Origin of the sequence: Desulfobacter postgatei 2ac9 (assembly GCF_000233695.2) — a bacterium.
In the GTDB taxonomy this organism is placed as follows: Bacteria; Desulfobacterota; Desulfobacteria; order Desulfobacterales; family Desulfobacteraceae; genus Desulfobacter; species Desulfobacter postgatei.
The window spans coordinates 3,283,333-3,293,341 of the sequence record NZ_CM001488.1; the positions used below are offsets into that span (position 1 = coordinate 3,283,333).

A 10,009-nucleotide genomic window follows, 5' to 3' on the forward strand; every position below is an offset into this window, starting at 1 on the left:
CATTCACTTCGGAGGTGAAGACCGATGCCGACCACTATCAATGTAAAACATGGAAATGAAAACCTTGTCAGTCAAAGCGGATTGCTCCCTGTAGGTGCATTGCTTAAGTCGATTAATTTTGCCCAGCGGTTCAAAAATTTACCGGATGTACATTGTGTTGATCCTAATATTTCTCATGGAGAGATCCTTTCGTCCATGTTGGGACTTATTTGTGTTGGTAAGCCAGACTATATCGCTATTGAAATTTTCAGGCAGGATCCATTTTTCTTTACACAATCTCTGGGAATCAGCAATTGTCCTTCTCAATCAACATTGCGTGAACGCATTGACCTGATCGGGGAATCTGCCAATGAACTTATCAAGGAGGCTTCAGTTGAAATGATTCGAGGCAAAGCACCCGCCATTTCACCGGTTCAGACGAGTGTCGGCAATTATATTCCCTTAGATCTGGACGTTAGCCCTTTTGACAATTCAAAAACGAAAAAGAGGGAGTTTCCAGGACATACAAAGGCTGTGATGGCTATGCACCAATGTTCGGATATTTAGGAACTGAAGGATACTTAATCAATGTAGAGCTTAGAGAAGGCAGCCAGCATTGTCAAAAAAACACCCCGGAATTCATTCAAGAAATATTAAAATTAACCAGGCAGATTACCCAGGAACCTCTTCTTATCCGTCTTGATTCAGGAAATGACAGTCAGGATAATTTTGAAGTAATAAAAACATGCGAAGGTGTTGATGTCTTGGTTAAGCGCAATTTACGTAAAGAATCTTTGGATGGTTGGCTTATCCTGGCCCAGAATACTGAAAGCGTTAGATTGATTCGCTGTGGACACAAAAGTGTGTGGGTCGGGCAAACAACTGTTGACCCAAAAGGGCGGGCATTGCCACGTCCGATTGTCTTCAAAGTGACTGAACGATATGAAGAAAAAGGGGAGCCCCTGCTTTTTCCCACAATTGAAGTCGAGACCTATTGGGTTACCATCGCCGGGCTGAGCCCCCAAGAGGTCATCAATTTATACCATGATCATGGAACCAGTGAACAATTTCATTCAGAAATCAAAAGTGATCTTGGGTTAGAACGCTTCCCCAGTTGCCGTTTTAGCAGCAACAGCCTGATTCTCCATCTTGCTCTTTTGGCGTATAACATTCTTAGAATCATAGGCCAAATTAGCCTTGAGGAGCAGGATGAGAACAATCTTCCGATCAACCGTAGAAAAAAAGTCTCACGAAGGAGGTTAAGAACAGTTATGCAGGATTTAATGTATATGGCTGGCCGTTTAATATATAGTGGTCGGCGGTGGAGCATTTCATTTGGTAAGATCAACCCGTTTGCCCAATTGGCTGAGAACGTATTGTACCGGTTACGTTGTTCTCCAGGATAAGCACATTATTGGGTAAAAAATCGGGATGGAGAAGTTATGCGCAGAGCGCTAATGGTGAACTGTGCCTATCTGGCGTGATTTGACCATGGGTAATCAAGTATAGTTCAGTAAAAAAATGGATTAGCTAAGATTGCTGGCCAATAAGTCATCAAATATGATCTTGGGTCAGGGTTTGCAGAGGCCAAGCCTCAGCAGATTTTTATGTATCAGAGCGCAAGGGTTGGCTAAGCAAATTTTATGCCGGGAATCCAGGATAAAGAATACCCAATAAGAACAATACACCATTTATCAAGCTCAGGCGGGACATTGATCAGTAAATGCATTTCAGCCATGCCAGATGTGGTCATGCTCAGCGAGATCAATCCATGCAGCGAAATGGGCGGGCTTTTTTTTGATCCTTTTGATCCACTTAAACATTTTCAAAAGAAGTATCCTGAAATTTCATATAAAGATGCGGATAGTTTCAAGGCTATTTTTTACGAACGTATAAAGTGGGTAATAGAGAAATGTAAAAAACATCAAAAATCTTTGGTTATACGAGACCATTCTCACAGCGACTTCTTATTTCAGGGGGTATTAGAGCATCCGCCTGTTTATTCTTTTTTGAATGAATTATACAATGTTGTTCCAATAATTACACTAAGAAATCCCATTGACTCATACCTGTCTATGATGAAACACTTTTCCAGTGCTACAGATGTAAAGAGTTTTGATGAGTACTGTAAAAGGGTATTGGCGTTTATTGAAAAATACAGTTTCGCCGAAGTATTTCTTTATGAAGACTTTGTAGACAATCCTGATAGAACTCTTCAAAGAATGTGCGAGATTTATGGAATTGAATATGATCCATCATATAAAAACAATTTTCATGAAATTACATTAACAGGGGATAGCGGGCGCGGCAGTAAACAAAAACTCAAAGAAATTAAAAAACTTGATAGAAGAGAATATGGGCAAGATTTTTTTCAGGAAGTTAAAGAATCTGTGTCTTTCAAGCAAATCTGTGACTTGCTGGGATATCAGGATGATATTCGTCCACCACAAGGTCTTGATTAATTCACCTCGCATTAAATTAGAATATCCGTTTAGTTTGAAAAAATAAAAAACAAGGTTCTTTAAGGTTGTGAAAAACAAAACCGCTTTGATTATCGGCGTATAAGGTCAGGATGGGGCGTATTTAGCGAAACTGCTGCTGGAAAAAGGGTTTCTTGTATATGGGACATCCAGAGACGCCCAGACATGTTTGTTTGACAATTTGGTTAAACTGGGAATTCGGAAACAGGTCATGCTCAAGTCCATGACATTGAATGATTTCCGCAGCGTGATACAGACGCTGAGTACAGTTGCACCGGATGAAATCTATAATTTAGCCGGGCAGTCTTCAGTAGGCATGTCGTTTGAGCTGCCTGTAGAAACCTATGAGAGTATTGCTTTGGGTACGCTGAATCTGTTGGAGGCAATACGGTTTCTGGAAATCGAAATAAAAAGTTATCATGCCTCTTCCAGCGAGTGTTTCGGCAATACAGCAGAACATCCTGCCACCGAAGAAACCCCGTTTCGGCCGCGCAGTCCCTATGCCGTGGCTAAATCTACCGCCTTCTGGACCACAGCCAACTACCGGGAAGCTTATCACCTGTTTGCATGCTCGGGCATCCTGTTTAACCATGAATCACCGCTGCGGCCTGAACGTTTTGTTACACGCAAGATTGTTCGCAGTGCCTGTCGAATTGCCAAGGGGTTGCAGGATGTATTGGATCTGGGCAACATCGATATACAGCGGGACTTGGGGGTACGCGCCCGACTATGTTCAGGCCATGTGGCTGATGCTCCAGCAGGACAGCCCGGATGACTTTATTATTGCCACAGGCCGGACGTCCAGTTTAAAGGATTTCGTACAAATCGTTTTTGCCGGTGTCGGACTGGACTGGTCAAAATATGTTCGGACCCGGCCGGAACTTCTCCGGCCGACAGACATTAAAATCTCCCGCGCCAATCCGGAAAAAGCCTATCGGGTTCTGGGCTGGGAAGCCCGGCATACCATAGAAGATGTGGCCCGGATGATGGTGGCGTCGGAAATGGTATTGTTAAATTAACAGGAAAAAGGACAAAAAAATGAAAAAAGCGCTCATAACAGGCGTTACCGGACAGGATGGCGCTTACCTTGCCCAGTTTCTGCTGGAAAAAGGATATGAAGTCCACGGTATCAAGCGCCGGGCATCTTTGCTGAACACGGACCGGGTGGATCATTTGTACCAGGATCCCCATGCGGAAAACCGGAAATTCATCCTGCATTACGGGGATCTGACCGATTCCACCAATGTGATCCGCATCCTGCAGCAGGTGCAGCCCGATGAGGTGTACAACCTGGCAGCCCAGTCCCATGTCCAGGTCTCTTTTGAATCCCCTGAATACACGGCAGATACCGATGCCCTAGGGACCCTGCGGATGCTGGAAGGCATCCGCCTGCTGGGTATGGAGAAAAAGACCCGGTTTTACCAGGCATCCACTTCAGAACTGTATGGAAAGGTCCAGGAGATCCCCCAGTCCGAGACCACCCCGTTTTATCCCCGTTCCCCCTATGCCTGTGCCAAGCTCTATGCCTACTGGATCACCGTCAATTACCGGGAAGCCTATGGCATTTACGCGTGCAACGGGATCTTGTTCAACCATGAATCCCCGATACGGGGAGAAACCTTTGTCACCCGGAAAATCACCCGGGCTTTGGCCCGTATTCTTCTGGGCCTGCAGGACTGTCTGTATCTGGGCAACCTGGATGCCCGGCGGGACTGGGGGCATGCCAAAGATTATGTCCAGATGCAGTGGCTGATGCTCCAGCAGGACACGCCTGAAGACTATGTGATTGCCACAGGGGAGCAGCATTCAGTCAGGGAATTTGTGGAGATTGCCGCTGCTGCCTTAGGCATTGAGATCTTGTGGCAGGGAAGCGGCAAAGAGGAGAAAGGTATGGTGGCAGGGGTGAACACCCCGGACACCCCGTTGAAAAAAGGGCAGCAGATCGTGTCGGTGGATCCCCGGTATTTTCGACCCACAGAAGTGGAAACCCTGCTGGGTGATCCCACCAAAGCCCGCACAAAGCTGGGCTGGGTCCCCCGGATATCTTTTGATGCCCTGGTACGGGAAATGGTGGAACAGGACTTGGAATCAGCCCGGCGGGACAAGTTGTGTGCCGATGCCGGCTTCAAAGTCTGCGCTTACAATGAGTAAGGGGTTCAGCGCAACTATTTCAAGGGAGAATTAAAAATGGCCAAACAGAAAATATTTGTAACAGGGCACAATGGCATGGTGGGCTCGGCGATTGTCCGTCAGTTGGAGCGAAAAACCAATGTTGAACTTCTCACTGCTGCCCGCACTGAACTGAACCTTCTAGACCAGGCAGCGGTGCAGACCTGGTTTGAAAACAATCCGGTCGATCAGGTGTATATCGGCGCAGCAAAGGTGGGGGGGATTCATGCCAACAATGAATACCCGGCTGAATTTATCTATGAAAACCTGATGGTTGAAGCGAACCTGATTCATGCGGCACACCAGGCCGGCGTGCACAAGCTGCTGTTTCTGGGATCGTCCTGCATTTATCCCAAACATGCGGAACAGCCCATGCGTGAAGATGCCCTGCTTACAGGGACTTTGGAACCTACCAACGAGCCTTATGCCATCGCAAAAATTGCCGGAATCAAGATGTGTGAAAGCTATAACAGGCAGTATGGACATGATTACCGCAGTGTCATGCCCACCAATCTCTACGGCCCCAATGATAATTTTCATCCCAAAAACAGTCATGTAATACCGGCCCTGCTGCGCCGGTTTCATGAAGCCAGAAAGGCCGGTAAAAAGCAGGTTACCGCCTGGGGAACCGGCAAACCCATGCGTGAATTTCTGCATGTGGATGATATGGCTGCGGCCTGTGTCCATGTCATGGAACTGGACACAGAAACCTATCAGGCCCATACGCAACCAAAGATGTCCCACATCAACGTGGGGTCGGGGGTCGATTGCACCATCCGTGAATTGACCGAAACCGTGGCCAAAGTGGTGGGGTTTGAGGGAGAGATTGTATGGGATACCAGCAAACCCGACGGCACACCGCGCAAACTGCTGGATGTGTCGCGCATGAAGGCCCTGGGGTGGGAGGCATCTATCGGTTTGGAAGATGGGTTGCGTCAGACCTATGCCTGGTTTCTGGACAATATTAATAAGTTCAGACGATAGAATTTTTGTATGTTCGCTTTTCAAAGGTGTTTATCATGATTCAGCCAATCATCATTGCCGGTGGTTCCGGCACAAGACTCTGGCCCATGTCCAGAAAACTGTATCCCAAGCAATACCTGGCCCTGGCCGGTGAGATGAGCATGCTCCAGGAGACTTTGAAACGCCTGGAGGGGCTTGATGCAGACCCACCTGTCATTGTCTGCAATGAAGAACAGCGTTTCATGGCAGCGGAACAGATGCGGCGGATGGGCCTGGAAGATGTTACCATTATCCTTGAGCCTGAAGGCCGCAATACTGCCCCGGCCATCGCTCTGGCAGCGCTGCATGCGGTTCAGGCGGACAGGGATCCTTTGTTGCTGGTACTTCCGGCGGATCACCTGATAGACCATCAGCAGGCGTTTCATGCCGGGATACAGAATGCGCAAGTTCTTGCAGAGCAGGACAGGCTGGTAACCTTCGGGATCGTTCCTGACAAGCCTGAAACAGGGTATGGCTATATCCGTAAAGGGGAGAGTCTGGGTGACACCGGATTCTGTGTGAGCGGTTTTAAGGAAAAACCGGATGCGGCCAGGGCGCAAACCTACTTGAATTCAGGCGATTATCTATGGAACAGCGGCATGTTCATGTTCCGGGCACAAAAATATATTGAAGCGCTTGAACGGTTTCAACCGGATATCATTAAAACCTGCAAAGCGGCCATGGAAAATGGCTCTCAGGATATGAATTTTATCCGGGTGGACAAGAAAATCTTTCTGACCTGCCCGGATGACTCCATCGACTATGCGGTCATGGAAAAGACAGATGCCGCAGCAGTGGTGCCGCTGGATGCGGGCTGGTGCGATGTGGGCTCCTGGACCGCCCTGTGGGAGATCAGCGCCAAGGATGATAAAGGCAATGCCTGCAAAGGAGATGTGCTGGCCCTTGATACCAGCAACAGCCTGATAATGGCTGACAGCCGGCTGGTGGCCACCCTGGGAATCGAGGACCTGGTCGTGGTGGAGACCAAGGATACCGTATTGATAGCCAGCAAGGACAAGGCCCAGCATATCAAGTCCATTGTAAAAGAACTCAAAGCCAGGGACCGGACTGAGCACATCACCCACAGAGAAGTGTTCAGGCCCTGGGGATCTTATGACAGCATCGATATCGGGGGCCGATACCAGGTAAAACGTATTACCGTCAAACCCGGCGCCAAACTGTCCGTTCAGATGCATCACCACCGGGCTGAACACTGGGTGGTGGTCTCAGGTACCGCCAGGGTGACCAACGGAGAAAAATCTTTTCTGGTCACTGAAAATCAGTCCACATATATCCCGGTAGGCCAGGTTCATGCCCTGGAAAACCCCGGAACCATCCCCCTGGAGCTCATAGAGGTCCAGTCCGGGTCGTATCTGGGAGAAGATGATATTGTGCGGCTGGAAGACAGGTATGGGCGGGTTGAGTGATAAGAAGGGAGGGGCTTGACAGGTCGGATACTGATGCTATCATAGTGAATGATCAATTCTGGAAAAGATAGATTTACGGGGGGCAATTATGGAGGCCATCAGACAAATAGTTGATCTAAACAAATTGGAGACTGTTATTAACATTCCAAAAGGGTTTAATTATACCAAAGTCGAGGTCATTATTTTCCCTGCGGATGAACCGAAAGAAAAAAAAAGAAGTTTTGGACCATATGAAGGGAAAGGCAGCTTTAAGATGCATAGTGACTTTGCCATGACTGAATCAGAATTGCTGGGCCATGAATAAGCTTTAGTTCGGTAACCCTTGACTGAATCCCCCTCCGAAGGGTAAAATTCCATCATGACAGACGAGAAAAATAACAGCAAGGTGGTCAATCCCCATGACAAGGTGTTCAGGGAGGTCTACGGCAACAAGGAAAATGCCCGCAGCCTTTTAGCCGACAAACTGCCGGACAAAGTGCTGAAGCTGGTGGACCTGAACAGCCTGGAGATCAGTAAAGACAGCTTCATAGAAAAAGAGCTGGCTGATTATTATTCCGACATGCTCTACAAGGTGAAACTGACAGACGGCAGCCAGGGATTCATCTATGTGCTGTTTGAACACAAAAGCTACTATGATCGGTTTGTGCATCTCCAGCTGCTGGAATACATGGTCAAGATATGGCGGCTGCATATTAAGCAGCATGAAGAAAAGCCGGTCTGTCTTCCCATTGTGATTCCGCTGCTGGTATGTCACGCCAGGCAGGAGTGGCCGGAAAATACAGAGCGGCTGTCATCCTTGTTGTCCGGGCCGGTGGAGGAGCTTGCCGGGTACATCCCGGATTTTGCGTTTGAACTGTACGACCTGCACCGGTACTCTGATGATCAGATCAAAGGGACCATCATGAGCCGGGTGATATTGCTGCTGTTCAAACACATCAGAGATCCGGATTTACGACAGAAGCTGCCGGGTATATTGGCACTTATGCGTAAATTGATGGAAAAAGAAACCGGGTTGCAATGGATTGAGGTGGTGGTCAGGTACCTGGCATCGGCCCTGGAAGATGATGAATTATCGGTGAAACAAATAAAGGAAATAGCGGAAGAGGCTATTTCTAAAGAGACAGGAGAATATATTATGACACTGGCTGAGAAATTAAAGAACGAGGGCAAGCTGGAAGGTAAGCTGGAAGGTAAGCTGGAAGGTTACAGAGAAACCATAGAGCTTAGCATGGCCGTTAAATTCCCTGGAGACATCGGCACTGTGATGGCCAGGGTGAATGAAATTGATGACCTGGATACACTGGTAGAAATTACAAAGGCGATCCACACCGCAAAAGACATCTCGGAGATTCTATCCCTGCTGAAATAACATGAACCTTTTTCCATAAAATCATGGAATTCCGGGTAGAGTAGAGCACTGATTCGGCCGGTTTCTTCGGCCCTTTTTATATTCGAGACGCCTTGCCGCACGCGGCTACTACGTGTTCCAAAGGCCTTGCATCCTCAGTGCTCCCTCATCAAACCGTGCATACGGTTCTCCCGTACACGGCTTTCCGATGTTCTTCATTGTAAGGCTTGCGCCCTTTTCCACTTTGCGTAAGTTGGGATTCTATACAAATACAACTTGTTGTACAGAAAATCTGTAGAAAACCGTTTATACCCATTTGTCCTGGTACGAACTTTATGCCGTACGCATAAATGCTTACGGACCCTTTCTTCGGTAAACCATTTGACCCGAGCCATCACTTTCGTGCTGTGCTGGTAGTGAAAGTAAGCTGACCAGCCTTGGGTCGCATAGTTGATCTCATCAATCAAGTCCGGCACCGATACCGGTGTTCTTCGGCGGTGAGTTAACCTTTTCACCGTTGCCTTGATGCGCTCTTCCGAGCGTTTGGATGGCTCAGTGTGTGGGTACCACTTCCCGCTTCGGGGGCTGCGTCTCATTTGAAATCGGAACCCAAGGAAATCAAAGCTATCTTGATAGGCATTGATTATCTTGGTTTTCTGATCATTGAGCCTGAGTTCGCATCTATCCAGAACCATCTTCACCATTTGTATCGGTGCGTCTATTTTACCTTTACAGAGTATCACAAGTCGAGTAGCCCGAGGGAACCACCCCCTCAGGCCCTCACAGAACCGGACGTGAACGTCTCCGCTCATCCGGCTCCTATTGACCAGCCTATGCATAGAGTAGTCTCCAATGGGCAAACAAATTTGGCTGTCTTCGTGCAATTCGAGCCAGCCACTGACTTGCCCTTCGTCGATGTCCCCTAAAACGTTTGTATTTCCTTGTTGCCCAAATCACCAACCGGCGATCCAGGCACCTTAAGGCCGGGTAGAGTGCAGATTTATAAAACCTGCCATAGTAGTTAATCCAACCTTGAATGACAGGATTGAACATGTGGGCTAAATCTTCCAGGCTCTTGTCACTGCGCCTGGGCCAATTCCACTTTCGTGAGGTTTGCCGAATTGCTTTTGCTGCTTTATTGCTGACAGCAGGAGAAAATTAATGAAGAATTTTCCCCATCGGTTCTTTGATTTCCGAGCACGAAATGTATAACCCAGAAAATCAAAACTTGTCAGGGCATAATCCTTTTGCCGGTCTGTATCCTTGCAGTAGACTATTTTCGTCTTCTCCGGATGTAATTCCAGTCCCACATTCTCCATTCGCTCATTCAGCTTTCTAAGCAAATATTCAGCCTGGGCAAGGCTTTTACAATGGCACACTGCATCATCCGCATAACGCTCAAACGGTGTGGCCGGGCACTGCCTTTCCATCCAGTTGTCAAATGCATAATGCAAAAGAGATTGGCCAGCAAGGGACTGATAACACCTCCTTGCGGGGTTCCCTTCTTTGGATGGAATAGTGTGTGGTCTGTCATCATCACAGGGGCTTTCAGCCACCGTTCTATATACAGAAGCACCCATCTGTCATCCGTGTGATACCGAACT

At 47.8% G+C, this 10,009-nt stretch carries 13 protein-coding genes; 10 read left to right on the top strand and 3 right to left on the bottom strand.

The features are described 5' to 3' along the window. Positions 1-24: 24 nt before the first annotated feature. The 10 genes from DESPODRAFT_RS21195 (at position 25) to DESPODRAFT_RS15135 (ending at position 8,426) form a co-directional block, all read left to right on the top strand. Positions 25-546: a hypothetical protein gene (locus DESPODRAFT_RS21195; RefSeq protein WP_052314674.1), complete on the top strand. Its 522-nt coding sequence runs from the start codon at positions 25-27 to the stop codon at positions 544-546. Beyond that, the gene (locus DESPODRAFT_RS21200) at positions 531-1,385 is read left to right on the top strand and encodes an IS1380 family transposase (protein ID WP_052314677.1); all 855 of its coding nucleotides are present in this window, start codon (positions 531-533) and stop codon (positions 1,383-1,385) included. The genes DESPODRAFT_RS21195 and DESPODRAFT_RS21200 overlap by 16 nt, the downstream gene beginning before the upstream one ends. A gap of 237 nt (positions 1,386-1,622) precedes the next feature. Beyond that, a complete protein-coding gene (locus tag DESPODRAFT_RS15105) occupies positions 1,623-2,441 on the top strand; it encodes a sulfotransferase family protein (RefSeq protein WP_157488499.1) in 819 nt (272 codons plus the stop codon). 136 nt (positions 2,442-2,577) lie between these two features. Continuing rightward, a complete protein-coding gene (locus tag DESPODRAFT_RS15110) occupies positions 2,578-3,234 on the top strand; it encodes a GDP-mannose 4,6-dehydratase (RefSeq protein ID WP_245532077.1) in 657 nt (218 codons plus the stop codon). Continuing rightward, a complete protein-coding gene (locus DESPODRAFT_RS21205; protein ID WP_245531933.1) occupies positions 3,209-3,478 on the top strand; it encodes a GDP-mannose 4,6-dehydratase in 270 nt (89 codons plus the stop codon). The genes DESPODRAFT_RS15110 and DESPODRAFT_RS21205 overlap by 26 nt, the downstream gene beginning before the upstream one ends. Positions 3,479-3,497: 19 nt before the next feature. After that, the gene (gmd, locus tag DESPODRAFT_RS15115; protein WP_004074520.1) at positions 3,498-4,610 is read left to right on the top strand and encodes a GDP-mannose 4,6-dehydratase; all 1,113 of its coding nucleotides are present in this window, start codon (positions 3,498-3,500) and stop codon (positions 4,608-4,610) included. 36 nt (positions 4,611-4,646) lie between these two features. Continuing rightward, the gene (gene fcl / locus DESPODRAFT_RS15120) at positions 4,647-5,612 is read left to right on the top strand and encodes a GDP-L-fucose synthase (RefSeq protein ID WP_004074521.1); all 966 of its coding nucleotides are present in this window, start codon (positions 4,647-4,649) and stop codon (positions 5,610-5,612) included. A gap of 35 nt (positions 5,613-5,647) precedes the next feature. Beyond that, complete coding sequence (locus tag DESPODRAFT_RS15125; RefSeq protein ID WP_004074522.1) at positions 5,648-7,057, top strand: mannose-1-phosphate guanylyltransferase/mannose-6-phosphate isomerase; 1,410 nt, start codon at positions 5,648-5,650, stop codon at positions 7,055-7,057. A gap of 88 nt (positions 7,058-7,145) precedes the next feature. Further along, a complete protein-coding gene (locus DESPODRAFT_RS15130; protein WP_004074523.1) occupies positions 7,146-7,361 on the top strand; it encodes a hypothetical protein in 216 nt (71 codons plus the stop codon). A 54-nt stretch (positions 7,362-7,415) separates the two neighbouring features. Next, a complete protein-coding gene (locus DESPODRAFT_RS15135) occupies positions 7,416-8,426 on the top strand; it encodes an Rpn family recombination-promoting nuclease/putative transposase (RefSeq protein ID WP_004074524.1) in 1,011 nt (336 codons plus the stop codon). 194 nt (positions 8,427-8,620) lie between these two features. On the opposite strand, the gene DESPODRAFT_RS21610 is transcribed toward DESPODRAFT_RS15135, so the two are convergent. The 3 genes from DESPODRAFT_RS21610 to DESPODRAFT_RS20670 are packed head-to-tail and all read right to left on the bottom strand — an operon-like array spanning position 8,621 to position 9,985. Continuing rightward, positions 8,621-9,244, bottom strand: coding sequence for a group II intron maturase-specific domain-containing protein (locus tag DESPODRAFT_RS21610; protein WP_337833559.1), 624 nt, complete (start codon positions 9,242-9,244; stop codon positions 8,621-8,623). Next, positions 9,237-9,527, bottom strand: coding sequence for a group II intron maturase-specific domain-containing protein (locus DESPODRAFT_RS21215; RefSeq protein ID WP_337833565.1), 291 nt, complete (start codon positions 9,525-9,527; stop codon positions 9,237-9,239). The genes DESPODRAFT_RS21610 and DESPODRAFT_RS21215 overlap by 8 nt, the downstream gene beginning before the upstream one ends. Continuing rightward, entirely contained in the window at positions 9,464-9,985 is a 522-nt protein-coding gene (locus DESPODRAFT_RS20670) for a reverse transcriptase domain-containing protein (protein WP_245531934.1), read from the bottom strand. Before DESPODRAFT_RS20670 ends, DESPODRAFT_RS21215 begins: the two co-directional genes overlap by 64 nt. Between the last annotated feature and the right edge of the window lie 24 nt (positions 9,986-10,009).

Excerpts from the sequence above, each read along its gene's own strand:
- DESPODRAFT_RS21195 (WP_052314674.1), top strand. The coding sequence starts at position 25 with ATGCCGACCACTATCAATGTAAAACATGGAAATGAAAACCTTGTCAGT.
- DESPODRAFT_RS21200 (WP_052314677.1), top strand. The coding sequence starts at position 531 with ATGTTCGGATATTTAGGAACTGAAGGATACTTAATCAATGTAGAGCTT.
- DESPODRAFT_RS15105 (WP_157488499.1), top strand. The coding sequence starts at position 1,623 with ATGCCGGGAATCCAGGATAAAGAATACCCAATAAGAACAATACACCAT.
- DESPODRAFT_RS21205 (WP_245531933.1), top strand. The coding sequence starts at position 3,209 with ATGCTCCAGCAGGACAGCCCGGATGACTTTATTATTGCCACAGGCCGG.
- gmd (WP_004074520.1), top strand. The coding sequence starts at position 3,498 with ATGAAAAAAGCGCTCATAACAGGCGTTACCGGACAGGATGGCGCTTAC.
- fcl (WP_004074521.1), top strand. The coding sequence starts at position 4,647 with ATGGCCAAACAGAAAATATTTGTAACAGGGCACAATGGCATGGTGGGC.
- DESPODRAFT_RS15125 (WP_004074522.1), top strand. The coding sequence starts at position 5,648 with ATGATTCAGCCAATCATCATTGCCGGTGGTTCCGGCACAAGACTCTGG.
- DESPODRAFT_RS15130 (WP_004074523.1), top strand. The coding sequence starts at position 7,146 with ATGGAGGCCATCAGACAAATAGTTGATCTAAACAAATTGGAGACTGTT.
- DESPODRAFT_RS15135 (WP_004074524.1), top strand. The coding sequence starts at position 7,416 with ATGACAGACGAGAAAAATAACAGCAAGGTGGTCAATCCCCATGACAAG.
- DESPODRAFT_RS21610 (WP_337833559.1), bottom strand. The coding sequence starts at position 9,244 with ATGCATAGGCTGGTCAATAGGAGCCGGATGAGCGGAGACGTTCACGTC.
- DESPODRAFT_RS20670 (WP_245531934.1), bottom strand. The coding sequence starts at position 9,985 with ATGGGTGCTTCTGTATATAGAACGGTGGCTGAAAGCCCCTGTGATGAT.